General features: G+C 71.0%; 13 protein-coding genes. 4 read left to right on the top strand and 9 right to left on the bottom strand.

Annotated features, from left to right (window positions below; all coding sequences use genetic code 11):
- Positions 1 to 110: 110 nt before the first annotated feature.
- Positions 111 to 3,626, bottom strand: a complete 3,516-nt coding sequence (gene car / locus Voc01_RS47000; RefSeq protein ID WP_203934298.1) for a carboxylic acid reductase — start codon at positions 3,624 to 3,626, stop codon at positions 111 to 113.
- 259 nt (positions 3,627 to 3,885) lie between these two features.
- Here car and Voc01_RS46995 point away from each other — a divergent pair, with 259 nt between their 5' ends.
- The 3 genes from Voc01_RS46995 to Voc01_RS46985 are packed head-to-tail and all read left to right on the top strand — an operon-like array spanning position 3,886 to position 7,219.
- Positions 3,886 to 4,761, top strand: a complete 876-nt coding sequence (locus tag Voc01_RS46995) for an SDR family NAD(P)-dependent oxidoreductase (RefSeq protein WP_203934297.1) — start codon at positions 3,886 to 3,888, stop codon at positions 4,759 to 4,761.
- Positions 4,758 to 5,630, top strand: a complete 873-nt coding sequence (locus Voc01_RS46990; protein WP_275423831.1) for an amidohydrolase family protein — start codon at positions 4,758 to 4,760, stop codon at positions 5,628 to 5,630. The genes Voc01_RS46995 and Voc01_RS46990 overlap by 4 nt, the downstream gene beginning before the upstream one ends.
- On the top strand, positions 5,627 to 7,219 hold the full coding sequence (locus Voc01_RS46985) for an AMP-binding protein (protein ID WP_203934296.1): 1,593 nt from the start codon (positions 5,627 to 5,629) through the stop codon (positions 7,217 to 7,219). Before Voc01_RS46990 ends, Voc01_RS46985 begins: the two co-directional genes overlap by 4 nt.
- 51 nt (positions 7,220 to 7,270) lie before the next feature.
- On the opposite strand, the gene Voc01_RS46980 is transcribed toward Voc01_RS46985, so the two are convergent.
- The 7 genes from Voc01_RS46980 to Voc01_RS46950 all read right to left on the bottom strand — a co-directional run bounded on the left by Voc01_RS46980 (position 7,271) and on the right by Voc01_RS46950 (position 14,289).
- Positions 7,271 to 7,978: a CPBP family intramembrane glutamic endopeptidase gene (locus tag Voc01_RS46980; protein ID WP_203934295.1), complete on the bottom strand. Its 708-nt coding sequence runs from the start codon at positions 7,976 to 7,978 to the stop codon at positions 7,271 to 7,273.
- Positions 7,975 to 8,895, bottom strand: coding sequence for an NAD(P)H-binding protein (locus Voc01_RS46975; RefSeq protein ID WP_239161008.1), 921 nt, complete (start codon positions 8,893 to 8,895; stop codon positions 7,975 to 7,977). The genes Voc01_RS46980 and Voc01_RS46975 overlap by 4 nt, the downstream gene beginning before the upstream one ends.
- A gap of 403 nt (positions 8,896 to 9,298) precedes the next feature.
- Complete coding sequence (locus Voc01_RS46970) at positions 9,299 to 9,982, bottom strand: hypothetical protein (RefSeq protein ID WP_203934293.1); 684 nt, start codon at positions 9,980 to 9,982, stop codon at positions 9,299 to 9,301.
- 478 nt (positions 9,983 to 10,460) lie between these two features.
- Positions 10,461 to 11,612, bottom strand: a complete 1,152-nt coding sequence (locus tag Voc01_RS46965) for a CU044_5270 family protein (protein WP_203934292.1) — start codon at positions 11,610 to 11,612, stop codon at positions 10,461 to 10,463.
- On the bottom strand, positions 11,609 to 12,178 hold the full coding sequence (locus tag Voc01_RS46960) for an RNA polymerase sigma factor (protein ID WP_203934291.1): 570 nt from the start codon (positions 12,176 to 12,178) through the stop codon (positions 11,609 to 11,611). The genes Voc01_RS46965 and Voc01_RS46960 overlap by 4 nt, the downstream gene beginning before the upstream one ends.
- Positions 12,179 to 12,385: 207 nt before the next feature.
- The gene (locus tag Voc01_RS46955) at positions 12,386 to 13,021 is read right to left on the bottom strand and encodes a response regulator transcription factor (protein WP_203934290.1); all 636 of its coding nucleotides are present in this window, start codon (positions 13,019 to 13,021) and stop codon (positions 12,386 to 12,388) included.
- Positions 12,973 to 14,289 (bottom strand): sensor histidine kinase, encoded by a 1,317-nt coding sequence (locus Voc01_RS46950; RefSeq protein ID WP_239161007.1) that lies wholly within the window; start codon positions 14,287 to 14,289, stop codon positions 12,973 to 12,975. Before Voc01_RS46950 ends, Voc01_RS46955 begins: the two co-directional genes overlap by 49 nt.
- A 99-nt stretch (positions 14,290 to 14,388) precedes the next feature.
- Here Voc01_RS46950 and Voc01_RS46945 point away from each other — a divergent pair, with 99 nt between their 5' ends.
- A complete protein-coding gene (locus Voc01_RS46945) occupies positions 14,389 to 15,420 on the top strand; it encodes a fatty acid desaturase family protein (protein ID WP_203934289.1) in 1,032 nt (343 codons plus the stop codon).
- A 36-nt stretch (positions 15,421 to 15,456) separates the two neighbouring features.
- Here Voc01_RS46945 and Voc01_RS54340 read toward each other — a convergent pair whose 3' ends face one another.
- Complete coding sequence (locus tag Voc01_RS54340; RefSeq protein ID WP_275423830.1) at positions 15,457 to 15,579, bottom strand: hypothetical protein; 123 nt, start codon at positions 15,577 to 15,579, stop codon at positions 15,457 to 15,459.
- Positions 15,580 to 15,758 lie beyond the last annotated feature (179 nt).

Below are 15,758 nucleotides of genomic sequence, written 5' to 3'. Positions count from 1 at the left end.
CATCGCCCGCCGTCGCCCGCCCATGAAGGTGATCGGGGAGTGTCCGACTTCTTGTCCGATCGGGCCGGAGCGCCGCGCTGCCGGCCGGCGTACGTCGCGTGGAGGAACCGTCAGAGCAGGCCGAGATGCCGCAGGTCCGTGACGTACTTGGTGATGAGTTCGGGGGTGATGTGCGGGATGTCCCGCCCGGGGCCGATTCCCGCGTCCCGCACCGCGGCGCGGAACCGGTCGGCGGACGTGGCGGAGCCGGCGACCGGTTCGGCGGGCGTGGCGTACGCGTGCTTCAGCGGGAGCAGCGAGCGTCGCCGCTGCCGGTCGGGCAGCGCCCGGAGGGCGGTGTCGAGCTGGGTGCGCCAGGTGGCGAAGTCCTCGACGCGGTGTACGCGCAGCCCGGCGTCGATGAGCCAGTCGACGAACGCGTCCAGGGACGCGCCGTCGTCGTGCGGGTTGACCACGTTGAACGTCCGGTATCCGGAGGTGGTGCCGGTCGCCAGGGCGGCGATGGCCGCGGCTGTGAAGTCGACCGGTAGCCCGTCGTAGTGCCCGGAGCGGTGCCGGCCCGTGTCGTCGGCACGGTAGAACGACCGTGGCGCCAGGCCGGTGGTCGCGATGCTCAGGAGCAGGCGGGTGAACATGTCCGGCACGTTGAGCTGCCCGGTGTAGTGGCGGTGCGCCAGGATCATGTCCGAGCGGAAGCAGGTCACCGGTAGTCCGCACCGGTCGTGCGCCTCTCGCAGCAGCACCTCACCGGCCCATTTGCTGGTGGCGTACCCACCGGCGTGCAGGGACCGCACCGGGTTGGTGACGCGGATGTCGTCGTCCTCGCGGGTACCGGTGGCCGTCGTGAGGACCGCGACGCTGGAGACGTACGCGAACGGCGTGAGCCGGGTGGTCAGCGCCAGGCGGATCAGCTCTGCCGTCCCCGCCACGTTCGGAGCGAACAACCGCTCGTAGGGCAGCACGTGGTTGACCAGCGCGCCCGCGTGCACGATCAGGTCGACGGTCTCCGCCAGCCGGTCCCATGTCTCCGCGGGAAGCCCCAGGTTCGGCTCGCTGACGTCGCCCGGCAGCACCTCCAGACGGCGGTCGGCCAGCTGCCCGTACGTCTCGAGCAGCTCGGGATCGCCGCTGTCGAACGCCGCGGCGAGGCGCCCGGCGGCGGCCCCGGCGCTCGCGCCACGGACGAGGCAGACCAGCGTGCCTCCGGTACGGTCCAGCGACCGCAACAGCTCCAGGCACAGGAAGCGACCGAGGTACCCGGTGGCGCCGGTGAGCAGCACGGTGCGCGGCGGCCCGGTCGGAGGCGGCGGGGCCGCCGCCGCGGCGATGACGCCGGCGTCGACGAACCGGTCCAGGGTCAGGTCGGCGGCCCGGACCTCCGAGGCGTGCGCGCCGTGCACGGTGGCGAACGTGGGGCGCCGGACGCCGGAGGCCAGTGCGGAGTCCACATAGGACGCCAGTGCGCTCAGGTTGCCGGCCGGGCCGAGGACGGTCCCGACGGGTATCTCGACGCCGAAGATGTCGCTCAGCAGGGTGGCGTAGGACAGCGCCGTCAGCGAGTCCCCACCCAGGTCGGTGAACGGTGCCTCCGCGCTGATCTCGGCGGACGATCCGCCGAGCAGCGCCTGCGCCGCACGGCGCAGCGTCTCCAGCACCGGTCGGTCGTGCCCACCGTGCCGCAACGCGGACAGCTCCGCCGCCTCCCGCTCGGCCAGCCGCGCGTACACCTGCTCCAGGCGCGGACCGTACTTCTCTTTCAGCCGGTGGCGCAGTTGCTTGCGGATGTCCGACAGCAGCCCGTTCACGGTGCTGAACGGTTCGGTCTCCACGACGATGTCGCGGGGGATCTCGTAGGGGTGGAGGTCGGCGGCCCGGGCGAGGTCACGCAACGAGGTCAGGACGGCCGCGGTGAGCTCGGCGGGGTCGGTGAACCGGGCCAGCGCGTCGGCGGTCGGTACCACCACCGCCAGCAGGTAGGCCCGCTCGCTGTTGCCGTAGACGTAGATCTGGTGTACCAGCGGGCTCGTGGCGTACACCGCCTCCAGCCGCGCGACGGCGACGAACTCGCCCTGCGACAGCTTCAGCACGTTGTTGCGACGGTCGGCGAAAACCAGCCGGTCCGGACCGACCTCGGCCATGATGTCACCGGTGCGGTAGTAGCCGTCGGCGTCGAAGACCTCGGCGGTGGCGTCCGGCCGCTTGTAGTACCCGGGGGTGACGCTCCGGCTCTTGAGTAGCAGCTCGCCGCGGGGATGCGGCACGTCGGTGCGGTGGTAGCCCAGCTCCGGCACGTCGACCAGCCTGTAGTCGACGACCGGTGGGCGCACCACCCGGCCGTCGACGGTGATGAGGCCGGCCTCGGTGGAGGCGTAGATGTTCCGCAGCGCCTGATCGGCGCAGGATTCGATGAACGCGGTCATCTCGGCCGACAGCGGAGCGGAGCCCACGGCGATCCGCAGCAACCGGCCGCCGAGGACGTCGTCGCGGATGCCCCTTCGTACCTCGAGGTCGGCCGCGGTCCGGTCCGCGCCCGCCGCGACCCGGCGCTCCAGCTCGCTGTGGTACCGCTGGAAGAACATGTCGCAGACACGCGGTACCAGCAGCAGGTCGGTCGGGCGGACCAGTGCCAGGTCCTCGAAGAACGTGGACAGGTCGCTGCGCGCGGTGAAGTGGCAGGTGCCGCCGGCGCCCAGGGTCCCCAGGAGAACCATGCGCCCGGCCCCGTGGCTCAACGGCAGGTAGTTGAGGGTGATCAGCGGCAGGTACGCGGGGGTGGGTGACGGCCCGACGAACGTGCCACGGACCGTGCTCTCCAGGCGCATCGACCCCTTGGGCGTGCCGGTGCTCCCGGACGTGTAGACGAGCAGCCGGAGCGGATTCCCGCCCGGCCCGGCGGAGTACAGCGGTACCTCCGGCAGGGTGCGGCCGTGCTCGACCAGCTCCGACAGCGGGGCGAGCGCGATCGGCGCGCCGGCGGCGGCCAGCCGCGCGCGGGCGGCGTCCAGGCGCTCCCGCTGGTCGTCGACCCGGTCGTCGTAGTCGAACACCAGCACCCGGCGTACCGACCCGCTGTCCATCGCGCACGTCACCGCCGTGTCGAGCTGCGCCAGGCCGGTGGCCAGCACCCGCGGGCCGGTCTCGGCGACGATGGGCGCGAGCTGGGCGGGCGACGCGGCGGAGGACAGCGGTACGAGCACCGCTCCGAGACCCATGCACGCCAGGTCGACGGTCATGAAATCGATGCTGCCGAAGCCGAGGATCGCCATGAACCCGCCGGCGGCGAGCGGCGCGGCACCGTCGTGGTGCAGGTCGGCCATGAGGGCGCGGACCCGGGACCACAGGTCGCCGTAGGTCACCGTGTCGAACCGCGGGAGCAGGCGCACCGAACGGCGGCCGGTCACGGGGTCGCGGACCACCTCGCGGGCGCGCTCGCCGGCCGCGGGCCGGTCGGCGTAGGCCTCCATGACGGTGGTGAGGAGCTCCGCCAGCGACAGGTCGGGCCTCCGGATCGCCGCGGTGACAGTCTCCAACGGGCGGATGCGCCGGAGTTGCGGGTCGATCGCGCAGATCGCCCTGGCGCGGTCCTCCTCAGTGGACGCGGTCGGAGCCCGGGCACCGGTCGCCATCGCCAATCCTCCATGCGCTGCCGCTGTGGACGGCAACCGAACCGTCCGGGCCGATGAGGCAACAGGATATCGACCGGCACTGTGCCGGTCGAGCGGTTCGGGTTCGCCCCACCGGCTTCCGGGGAGCGACGACGTTCACTTTCGGGCACCCCGACGCGGGATAGCATCGCGATCGTGGTCGGGGCCGGCCCGACGGCGATCCACGGCACGTGGCGACGACGAGGCCCCGTGGGTACATGCGGGAAGGAAATCACCACACATGCGACTGGACGGGAAGGTAGCCGTGGTCACCGGTGCCGGACGGGGGCTCGGGCTGGCGTACGCGCGGGCGCTGGCCGCGGCCGGGGCGGCGGTGGTCGTCAACGATGTCGACGGCGACGCGGCCAGGCAGGCGGTGAAGTCCATTGTGGATGGTGGTGGCCGCGCCGCGGTGCAGGTCGGTGCCGTCGGCACCGCCGAGGTGGCGGACGCCCTCGTGACAACGGCGGTCACCGGGTTCGGGCGGCTCGACGTCATGTGCACCAATGCCGGCGCGCTGCGCGACCGCACGCTCGGCAAGATGACCGACGACGATTTCGACCTCGTGGTCGACAGCCACCTGCGCGGCACGTTCACGTGCGGCCGGGCCGCCGTCGCCCGGTTCCGCGAGCAGGGTGACGGCGGGCGGCTCATCCTGGTCGGGTCGCCGGCCGGCCAGCGGGGCACCTTCGGCCAGACCGCGTACGCGGCGGCCAAGGCGGCCGTCATCGCCCTGGTACGGGTGTGGTCGGTGGAGTGCGCCAAGCTCGGCGTCACCGTCAACGCGGTGGTGCCGATGGCGCTGACCCGGATGGCCGCGACCATTCCGGGGCTGGCCGAGGTCGTCGCTGCGGTGGAGGCCGGTGAGGCGGTCCCGGCGGCGATGCGCCGTGGCGGGCTCGGAACGGTCGACGACGTCGCGCCGCTCGTGGTGTTCCTCGCCTCCGACGCGGCGGCCGACGTCACCGGCCAGTACCTCGGTGCCGGCGGCGACCGGCTCAGCGTGTGGGCCCATCCGCGCGAGGCGTTCGCGGCCAACCGTGAAGGCGGCTGGACCGCCGAGGCCATCGCCGACGCGTTCGCCGACGGGATCCGGCCGCACCTGGAGAAGCGGTGACGATCGATCTCGAAGGCATCACGGCGATCGACGTCCACGTGCACGTCCACAGGTCCGCGCGGGCCGTCGGGAGCGACGACGAACGCCTCGGCGAGATGGCGGGGTACTTCCGGTCGGGTCCGGTGCGCGGGTACTCCGTGCCCGAGATCGCCGACTACTACCGGCAGCGGCGGATGGCCTGCGTGGTGTTCACCGTGGACTCCGTGAAGCGCGCCACCGGCCCCTCGAACGAAGAGGTCGCCGAGCTTGCCGCCGGGCACGCCGACGTGGTGATCCCGTTCGCCAGCATCGACCCGGCCAGGGGCGGGGCCGGTGTGCGGGAGCTGCGCCGGCTCGCGGAGAACCACGGGATCCGGGGCGTGAAGTTCCACCCCAACACCCAGGAGTTCTTCCCGAACGACCGGGTGGCCTACCCGCTCTACGAGGTGATGGAGGAACACGGGCTGATCGCCTTGTTCCACAGTGGACAGACGGGCGTCGGTGCCGGCACGCGGGGCGGCGGCGGGGTACGGCTGAAGTACGGCAACCCGATGCACGTGGACGACGTCGCGGTCGACTTCCCGACCATGAGGATCATTCTCGCGCATCCGTCGTTTCCGTGGCAGGACGAGGCGCTGGCGGTGGCGATGCACAAGAGGGACGTCTACATCGACCTGTCCGGATGGTCACCGAAGTACTTCCCGCCGAACCTGGTGCGGTACGCCAACACGCTGCTGAGGAACAAGGTGCTGTTCGGCTCGGACTTCCCGGTCATCACACCCGACCGGTGGCTGGCCGACCTGCCGGCCGCCGGGATCCGTGACGAGGTACGCCCGGACCTGTTGAAAGGCAACGCCATCCGTCTGCTCGGCCTGGACGGGCAGTCGTGAAGGAGAATCTCGCCACCGTTCTGGAGACCGTCTCCGACGAGCTGGGTGACCGTCCGGCGCTCGTGCACGGCGACCGTATCCGTTCGTGGTACGACTTCGACGACCGCGCCGCGCGCCTGGCCGGATTCCTCGACGGGCGCGGAGTCCGGGCCGGCGACCGGGTCGCCATCTCGCTGTTCAACGGAATCGAGTACGTCGAGAGCCTGTTCGCGATCCTCAAGCTGCGCGCCGTACCGGTGAACGTGAACTACCGGTACAAGGAGACCGAACTCCGGCATGTGTTCCAGGACGCCGGCGTGCGCGCGATGGTTCTCGACCCGATGCTGGCCCACCGTGTCGCCGCGACGGCGCACGGGATGCACACGTTCGTACAGCTGTCTACAGTGGACAATCCGCTGGCCGCCACCGCGTACGCGGAAGCGGTGTCCGGCCCGCCGCTGCCGCGGCGCGTCCGCGGTGACGACGAGTGGCTGCTCTACACCGGCGGCACCACGGGGCAGCCGAAGGGCGTGCTCGCCCGGCACTCGTGGGTGTTCAGGGTGTGCGAGCAGAGCGGCTACACGGTACGCGGCCTACCGGTCCCGCAAACACTGACCGAACTCGTCACGGTGACCCGCCGCATCCGCGACGGCGACGACCGACTCGTCTGCCTGCCGTTCGCCCCGCTGATGCACGGTTCCGGCATCTACAACACGCTGGCCACCCTGTTCGGCGCGGGAACCGTGGTGTACATGGCCGGCCGCTCGTACGATCCGGTCGAGGCGGCCACGCTGCTCGACCGGCACCGGGTCACCGACATCGGACTCGTCGGCGACGTGTTCGCGCGTCCGCTCGCCGACGAACTCGACGCGGCGGCCGCCGCCGGCCGTCCGTACGACCTGTCGCACCTGCGCCGGCTGCGCAGCGTAGGCCTCACGTTCAGCGCCGAGGTCAAGGAGCGGTTGCTGGCGCACGGCGACTTCGCCTGCTACGACTCCATCGTCGCGTCGGAGGGTGGCCCGTTCGCGCTGGCGGTCACCCGGCGGGGCGACCCGGTCACCACCGCGCGGTTCACCCTCGCCCCGCGGGCCCGGCTGATCGGTGACGACGGCCGCGACGTGGCGCCCGGCTCCGGACAGGTCGGTGTGCTCGCCGCGCCGACCGACGACCACATCCACTATCTGGGCAACGAAGCCGCCAGCGCGCGCACGTTCCGGGTCATCGACGGCCAGCGGTACGTGGTTCCCGGCGACCTCGCGAGCCTGGAGGCCGACGGCGCACTGGTCTTCAAGGGTCGCGGCAGCGGGATCATCAACACCGGCGGCGAGAAGGTGTTCGCCGAGGAGGTCGAGCAGGTCATCTGCCGGCATCCGGCGATCCGCGACGCGATGGTGGTGGGGGTGCCCGACGAGCGCTGGGGGCATCGCATCGTCGCGGTGGTCGCCGCCGACGAGGGCGTGACCACCGACGAGGTGCGCTCGTTCGTCGGGCGGCACCTGGCCGACCACAAGCAGCCCCGGCGCGTGGTGGTGTTGCCGGAACTACGGCGCAGCCCGGCGGGCAAGGCCGACCTGGAGTGGGCCCGGGAGGTCGCCGCGGCCGCGGAGTGAGCACCGGTTTGCCGTGTCGCGGCCGGCGCCTGCCGCCGGCACCGGCGTGTGTCACCGGCCGATCAGGGCGGGCAACGCGAACAGCATCGTGGTCGACCAGGTGATGTGGGTCAGGATCGGGGCCAGGACACCACCGGACGCCCGTCGTTGCAGGCCCAGGACGAGCCCGAGCAGGAACGCGGCGAACACCAGCATCAGGTTGCCGGTCGCGAGTGTCGCCGCCGCGTAGACGACGGTGGAGATGGTGACGGCGTGACGCCGGCCGATCGCCGCGAACAGCGCGCCCCGGAAGAACACCTCCTCGGCGACGCCGTTGAGCACCGTGACGGCCACGATCGGCACGACGGCACCGTACCGGGCGTGGGCCAGCACGCTGTTGACCAGATCACGCAACGGCTCCAGCTCACGGACGACGAGCGACCCGGCCACGAAAACGGCGGCCAGCACGAGACCGGTCACGATCGGAGTGACGACCGGGCGCCGCAGCCGGTCCCGAAAAGGTACGTGGCCCAGGTGCAGCGGGCCCGACAGCAGCGCCCCGCCGATCCAGGTGAGCGCGACGGACGCGGTCAGCAGGTAGAAGACATCGTCGCCGGGACGCACCGACAACGAGACTCCCAGCAGAACGGCGCCGGCGATCAGGGTGACGACGACCACGACGCGGCGCCGACGGAACTCTCCGTCGGTCTGGAGGTGGTCGCGTTCGACGCGGTCGATGAGTGAGGGCCCTAACGTCCGCCGCCACCACTGCGACGTCATCGCACCGCCCTCGACCGGTCGTCCGCGGCGGCCCGTTCCCGGTCGGCCAGCGCTATCCGCACCGCCTCGTCGTACCCGATCGGTGCGCCGGGCACGACCCGGGTGATGGCGTCGTCGCGCACGACCACCTCGGTGGTCATCGAGTCGACGAGGTTGCGGGCCGTCGCCGTGTCGACGTCGGTGACGAACTTCAACCACGCCGACGACAACCGCGGCGTCAGCAGCGGCACCGTCACGTTGGGCAGACGACGACCGCGAACCCTGGCCACCCGCTGCAACATCTCCAGGTAGCTCAGCACCTCCGGGCCGCCGATCTCGAACGTGGCGCCCCGCGCCTCGGCCGGCTCCAGCACCCCGACGAGGTACCGCACAGCGTCACGCAGGGCGATCGGCTGGGTCCGGGTGCGCACCCAGCGTGGCGTCACCATCGCCGGCAACCGATCGGCGAGCTGGCGGGTCATCTCCCAGGAGATGCCGCCGTGGCCGATGACCACCGCGGCCCGCAGCACCGTCACCGGTACCGGTCCTGATCTGAGGATCTTCTCGACCTCCCGGCGGGAGCGCAGGTGCGCCGACAGGGTGTCGTCGTTCGCGCCGAGACCGCCGAGATAGATGATCCGCTCCACCCGGGCCGCGGCCGCCGCCTCGGCGAAGTGACGGGCGGCGTGGGCGTCGCGCTGTTCGAAGTCGTCCGACCCCAGCGAGTGCACCAGGTAGTAGGCCACGTCGACCCCGGTGAACGCCGCCGCCAGCGTGCCGGGATCGGACACGTCCGCCTCGACCGGCTCACCGGCGCCGTGGTAGTTGTCGGGGTTGCGGGTCATGGCCCGCACCCGGTAGTTCCCCTCGACCAGGCGCGCCGCCACGTGCGAGCCGATGAAACCGGACGCGCCACTGACCAGAACCGTCTTCGTCACAGGCGTTCCATTACCCGTGTCGCTGTCGCCAACGCCTCCCGCGTCGATCAGACCCGGGACCAGGCGATCCGGGTGGACACCCTCGCCCGAGCGAACCTCGCTCCGGCACACAGCCCGGGCGCCGCGGGACATGGCCGGGATTCGGAAACGTGAGGCCCGTACCACCCGCCCTCGGCGCGTCACGGGCGCGGGACGACGCCCGCGGATTCTGTAACGTGCCCAGGCAGGCCGCGTAGGCGTCATGAACAGGCGTTGACCGGGCCAGGCGCCTATCAATCGAGCAGATGGCCCGCCTGGGTCCTCCGTACCTATCCGGCTGAATCGATGGGCAAGGTGGGCCGATGGCGCATCGCGGACGCGCATCTGGCCACTGTCCGGTGGGATCGAGGGTCAGGTCGGTCGGTTATCCCCGGTCGATGAGCCAACGCTTGCTCGCCGCCGTCTCGCGGGTTTTCTCGGGTACGGTCGGGTCGTTCGCCAGCTGGTCGAAGTAGCCTCGCTGTGACGGGCCGCCAAGGTCCAGGATGGCGGGGATCGTCACGATCGCGCGGCGCCATGACAGTTGCGGTGTGGCGTCCTTGAGTAGCTGGACCACCTGCGCGCGGTGCTGATCGGTCAGGTGGTCGCGCGCCACCTCGCGGAACCACTGGATCAGGTGCTCGCATGCCCCGACGGCGATTCCGTATACCCACATCCGGGCGATGTTGTCGATGAAGTTCTGTGGTGGCGTGGTCCATGCGGCACCGAACATCGCCGGTGCGTCGATGTTCGTCTGGGCCCATTCGCGTACGGTCTCCCGGGTCACTTCAGCCAGGGTCGGCATCCATTCCCTGAGGGTGTTGTACACGACGAACGAATAGTCGTCGTGAAGCTCTGGCGGTAGGCCCCAGTCGGGGTCGTCGCCATACCGGGCTTTGGCCTCGACGCCGTAAGCGAGGCAGGCAGCCAATGCGGACAACGCCACGCTCCGGTTCTCGGGAGTCGGTGCCGTCTTCCTCATGGCGTGGCCCCGTTCGACCAGGTCGGCGATCCGCCACGGAAGAGGCAGCGCGGCCAGCAGATCGGGTGGCACCAGCGACTCGGTCACAGGAAATCAACTCCGTAAGGCCTGAGGAACTCTCGTGCAGCAGCAAGATCGGGTAGGTGCCCCTGAAATCTTCTGGAAGACCACGCCGGAAACACCGTTAGCGAGAAAGTCCCCATCCTGTCCGCCGGTACGGCGAGCAGCATGAGCGACGAGTCGGTCATCGATGTGCGTCAGCTGCTGAATCAGGAGACGGTCGCGGTTGGCTGGTCCGACCCCGGGATCGCCGCCAGAGTGTCCGCGATGCTGGAGTCGTGGTTCATGGTCCCGACCCAGGTCGCCACTGAGGCGGAGGAGTGCTTCGGTTCGCATCGGCCCGATGCGCCCGTACGACATCGCCGGCCTCATCGGGCTGTCGGTCCTCGGCGGCCGACATTGCTCTGACCAGCGCCGTGGCCGGTTCGAGCCGGTCGACCAGCAAGAAGGCCCTGAAGCCGGTGTGGACCGGACGGCTCCGCGCCCGGTCCACAGTGGATGAAGCCTATTGGCGTGCCGGCCGGGTGGGGAGATCGGTCGGTGGGGTCTCGTCGGTGAAGATGGCGGTCAGTATCAGCGTGTAACCCGTCAGCTTCTGCGCCGCGACGTCCCAGGATTCCTGGGCCAGGGCCTGGCCGGTCTTCGGGTCGATGATCAGCCTGGTCTGGCTGCGGCGTCCCTCGTCACCGGTTCTGGTGTAGCCGACCGCGACACCGGCGCGGCCGTGCTGGTCGGTGGCCGGGCCGAGCAGTGTCACGCCGGTGACGTCGGCCAGCATCCGGTAGGAGGCCGCCCGGAGCTGGGTCGGTACCGGCAGGTCGGAGACCAGGTGGGCCCCGGTCCAGAACAGGGCGTAGTCGTCCGGTTCGGTGACGCCCTGTTGCCGGAACAGTGCGAGCAGCGCCGTCTTCAACGCGGCCGGATCGGTGGGTAGCGCGGCCAGCTGTGCCACGGTCACGGTGGCGCCCCCGAGGGGGTAGGTCGCCTCGCGCGTGGCGTCCTGGATCGGCCGGGCGTACTTAGGTTCGGCCGCGGCGTCGATGACGACCGGGTCCATTCCCGGCGCCGACTCCGTCCACCGGGTCGGTGCGCCGTCGGCCTGCCAGGCGGCCTTGTCGGCGTCGGTGATCGGCGCGGCCCCGAGGTACTGGCCCGCGACGACCGTCGCGTCGCCGGCGCGCACGGGCTGCCACTCCTCGGTGTACCGGCGGATCATGATGTCGTACGGCCGGTTCGCCGGTCCTTTCGTGCGCGCCTCGCCGTGCTCGGCCTTGAGGGCCCAGTAGCGCCCGCCGGTCGCGGCGGCGGCCAGGTTACGGTCGGCCGCGGCCAGGAACAGTTCACGGGACGAGGTTGGCGGCCGGTCGGTGTTCGTGGTGCCGGTCCGACCGTCGGCGTGCGTCCCCTCTTCCCGGGACGCTGTGCGGGACGCCTCGTCGAACCCGCCGACCCCGACGAACACCGCGGCCGCCGCGACCGCGGGCACGCCGACGGCGAGCGCCCACCGGCGGGTGCGCCGGTGCGCGCCGCCCGCAACGGCCGCCCGGGAATGGGACATGATGTCGGACGGGTCGACCCGGCGCGCGTCGTGGCCGGGGTCGAGCCGGGCGGGCCGGGCCTCGGCCAGGGTTCTCATGACGTCGTGCTGGACGCTCATCGGCTGAACTCCTCGGACGGGAACGTGATACGGGCGGGACGAGCGGCCTGCGCCCCGGTGGACAGTGCCTGTTGCGGTGCCTGTTGCAGTGCCTGTTGCAGCCGTTTCCGGGCGCGGTGCAGCCGGACGAAGTACGTGGCCGTCGAGCAACCGACGACCCGGGCGGCCTCGCGGGGCGACAACCCGTGCCAGGCGATCAGGGTCAGCAGCTCACGGTCGTCGTCGCTCAATCTGCCCAGCGCCGCGAGCGTCACCGCCCGGTCGACCACCGCGTCGGCCACGTCGTCCTCGGCGTCGTCGGTCCAGGCGCGCATCTCCTCGGCGATGCTCACCTGCCGGACCTCGGCGCGGTAACGCTCACGGACCACGTTGCGGGCGATGCCCAGCAACCACGGCAACGGCACGTCCGGCGCGTCGGCCAACCGCCGCCACGCCACGAGAAACGTCTCGCTGACGATGTCGTCGGCCAGTTGCCGCCCGGCCCGGCTGACCGCGTAGGCGTACACCCGCGCGTAGTGCGCGTCGTACATCGCGGTGAACCGTCTTCGTGGGTCGATCTCTGTCACTGGCTCCCCTCTCGGTGGCGGAGGTTGCTCCCTCACCGAGAAGTGCGCAGGAGCGGGCCATTCTTACCGGCCGCCGCTACTGGCTCAGCCACGCCCTGACCGCCGTAATCGGCGATGGAAGATGATCAAGTGCGAGTCTGTTCGGTGTCCGGCCGGCTATGTCACAGATCCGCAACCGCAGCCAACACCTGGACGGGATCCTCGCGTTCAGGCGTTGAGGTAAGCGAGGACGGCGAGGACCCGGCGGTTGTCGTCGTCCGAGGGCGGCATGTGCAGCTTGGTGAGAATGTTGTTGATGTGCTTGCTCACGGCTTTCTCGGTGATGCCGAGCTTTGTCGCGACCGCGGCGTTGGACCGGCCCTGCGCCACCTCGCCGAGCACCTCGCGTTCCCGCGCGGTCAGTACCGCCAGGGGTTCTCTGCGGGCGAAGAGCTGCGTGATCACCTCGGGGTCCATGGCGGTACCGCCGGCGGCGACCCGCCGGACGGCGTCGATGAAGTCGTCGACGTTGGACACGCGGTCCTTGAGCAGATAGCCGACCCCGCCGTTCGGGGTCGCGAGCAGTTCGCGGGCATAGAGCGGTTCGACGTGCTGCGAGAGCATCAGGACGGGCAGACCAGGCAGTTCGGTGCGGGCCGCGATCGCCGCCTGTAGGCCTTCGTCGGTGAAGGTCGGTGGGAGGCGGACGTCGATGATCGCCACTTCGGGCCGATGGGTGACGAGGGCCGGTAGCAGCTCCGGGCCGTTGTCGACGGCGGCGACGACGTCGAAGTCGAAGGCGTCCAGGAGCCGGGTCAGTCCGTACCGGAGGAGGGCATGGTCCTCGGCGATGACAACGCGCACGGCACCTCCATGGTGATGACGGTGGGCCCGCCGGGCGGGCTCGACAACGCGAAGGTGCCGTCGAACGCGGCGAGTCGTCGTGTGATGCCACCCAGGCCGGTCCCGGCGGTCGGGTCGGCGCCGCCGCCACCGTCGTCGGTGACGACCATGGTAAGCGCGCCGTCCGCGTGCCGGATGAATACCGATCCGCTGTGGGCACGGCTGTGCCGGATCATGTTGGTCAGCGTCTCGGCGACGGCGAAGTACGCCGCGGACTCGACGGGTGTGTCCGGCCGACCGGGAAGGTCGATGTCGAGGGTGATCGGCATCGGCAGGCTCAGCGCCAGTGCGCGGATCGCGCCGCCGAGTCCGCGCTCGGCGAGAACCGGAGGGTGGATGCCGCGGATCAGATGCCGCAGCTCGACCAGCGCGGTGTGGCTGGACTCGCGGGCTTCGTCGAGCAGTTTGTGGGCCTGTGCGGGGTCGCGGTCGATGAGCTTGTCGGCCAGGCCGATCGTCATGCTCAGCGAGGCGAGCCGGGCCTGGACGCCGTCGTGCAGGTCGCGTTCGATGCGCCGCAGCTCGGCCGCCTGGGCGTCGACCGTGTCCGCGCGGGTGACCGTCAGCTGGGTGACGCGCAGCCGCAGCTCGGCGGCCCTGGTGGGCGCGAGGAAGAGTTTGGCGAAGTGGGCGTCGACGCGGCGCAGCCACGGGGCCAACCACAGGCCGCCCACGAGAACGGCGGCGCCCTCGGGCAGGCAGAGCAGAACGGCGGGCCAGGTGTCGACGGCCAGGGTGGCGCCGTAGCCGTACCAGCCGGTGCCGAGCCAGATCCAGAACGGCAGGAGCGTCACACCCGCGAGCCCGTACAACGGCACCAGCACGCCGACCAGCCCGAGCCCGAAGCCGACCAGCGCACCCGGCGCCAGCCAGGCCAGGTCCCGCCAGGTCGCCGGGTCGGTCACGGTCCACCGGAAGTGCGGCCAGCCGCCGGCCACGGCCCGTTCCGGGCGCGGTTGATACGGGCGGGTCACCAGGATCCCGGTTCGTGACGCGCGTCTGCGCTCCAGGTCGGTGCGCATCCGGACGAGGGTCATCGTCCACGGCACCAACGCCAGGCCGAGGAACGGCACCGGCGCCAGGGCGAAGGCGACAAATGAGACGGCCAGCAACGGCAGGTTGGTGAAGGCCAGCCCCATCGCGGCCAGGCCGCTGAGGGCGCCGCGCAGTCCGCGGTGCGCCCAGCGCCCCAGTCGTGCTCCCATCGCGGCGATGTCCACAGGTCTCATAGTGCCCTGCGGCACGGAGGTGACCGGTGGTGCCAGCACCACCATGCCGCAGGTCGTAGTGCTCCTGACGGGCCGGCCCGCAGGCGGTTCGATGGGGACATGACGATTACCCTGCCGCCACCGCCGACCAGAACGGGCAGTGACTTCGCCGTCCTGTCCCGCCGGATCACCGGTGAGGGGCTGATGAAGCGGCGGCCCGCCTACTACCTCGTCCGGATGAGCGTCGTCACCCTGATGTTCGCCGGCGGGTGGACCGCGTTCTTCCTCGTCGGATCGTCGTGGTGGCAGATGGTGACAGCGGCCTTCCTCGCCGTCACGTTCACCCAGGTCGGGCTCATCGGACACGACCTGGCCCACCGCCAGGTCTTCCGGACCAGGCGCCCCGGCGACATCGCCGGACTGGTCGCCGGCAACCTCGGCATCGGGATGAGCTACGGCTGGTGGATGGACAAGCACACCCGTCACCACAACAACCCCAACCACGACGACCTCGACCCAGACGTCGCACCCGAGGTGCTCATCTGGGCCACGGAGTCGGCCCTGGGCCGGCGCGGGCTGAAGGGATTCATCACCCGGCACCAGGCCGCCCTGTTCTTCCCGCTGCTCACCCTGCTCGCCGTCGACCTGAAGGTGTCCAGCGTCAGGGCGCTGCGCGACGGCACGGTCAAACGCCCCCGCCTGGAGAGCGCGTTGCTGATCGTGCACGCGGTCGCGTACCTGTCCGCCCTGCTGTTCGTCCTCTCGCCCCTGCAGGTTGTCGCCTTCCTGCTGGTCCACCAGGGGCTGTTCGGCGTCTACCTCGGCATGACCTTCGCCCCCAACCACAAGGGAATGCCGCACCCGACGGGCGACGAGGACTTTCTGCGCAAGCAGGTGCTCACCTCCCGCAACGTCCGCGGCGGCTGGCTCACCGACGCGGCCCTGGGCGGCCTGAACTACCAGATCGAGCACCACCTGTTCCCCGGCATGCCGACCCCGAACCTGCGCAGGGCCCAGCCGATCGTGCGGGCGTACTGCGCCGAGCTCGGGGTGTCCTATGAAGAGACCAGCCTCACCACGTCCTACCGGCAGGCGCTGCGGTACCTGCATCAGGTGGGCGCTCCGGCCCGCGAGGAACACGCGGCCCGCTGAGGCGCCGGACCGGCCGACCCGCCCGGTGGGTACCGTTCAGCGCACCATCGGGACCATGGCGTCGAGGAGTCCTGCGACGGGCACGGTGGCGAAGCCGATGCGGGTGTCGCTGGATCCGTAGGGGATCCGGCGGGCGTTGGTGCGCCGCAGCTGTTCCAAGGTCTCCTGCGCTCGGCGAGGCCGGCCGCGAGAAGGTCGCGGCGGTGCTGCGCGGGGATGCGCGGGTGTGCACCACCGCGGCGTCCTCGCCGGGAACGAACAGCTTGGCGATCACGCGGGCGGGGTCGGAGCACAGGATGACCTGGTGCCGGGTCGCCAACGCGGGCGCGGTCACCGGT

Origin of the sequence: Virgisporangium ochraceum, from assembly GCF_016863655.1 — a bacterium.
Classification (GTDB): domain Bacteria; phylum Actinomycetota; class Actinomycetes; order Mycobacteriales; family Micromonosporaceae; genus Virgisporangium; species Virgisporangium ochraceum.
Note: the sequence above shows the minus strand (reverse complement) of the source record. Positions and strands in the feature narration are given on the sequence as shown.

Excerpts from the sequence above, each read along its gene's own strand:
- car (WP_203934298.1), bottom strand. The coding sequence starts at position 3,626 with ATGGCGACCGGTGCCCGGGCTCCGACCGCGTCCACTGAGGAGGACCGC.
- Voc01_RS46995 (WP_203934297.1), top strand. The coding sequence starts at position 3,886 with ATGCGACTGGACGGGAAGGTAGCCGTGGTCACCGGTGCCGGACGGGGG.
- Voc01_RS46980 (WP_203934295.1), bottom strand. The coding sequence starts at position 7,978 with ATGACGTCGCAGTGGTGGCGGCGGACGTTAGGGCCCTCACTCATCGAC.
- Voc01_RS46965 (WP_203934292.1), bottom strand. The coding sequence starts at position 11,612 with ATGAGCGTCCAGCACGACGTCATGAGAACCCTGGCCGAGGCCCGGCCC.
- Voc01_RS46950 (WP_239161007.1), bottom strand. The coding sequence starts at position 14,289 with ATGAGACCTGTGGACATCGCCGCGATGGGAGCACGACTGGGGCGCTGG.
- Voc01_RS46945 (WP_203934289.1), top strand. The coding sequence starts at position 14,389 with ATGACGATTACCCTGCCGCCACCGCCGACCAGAACGGGCAGTGACTTC.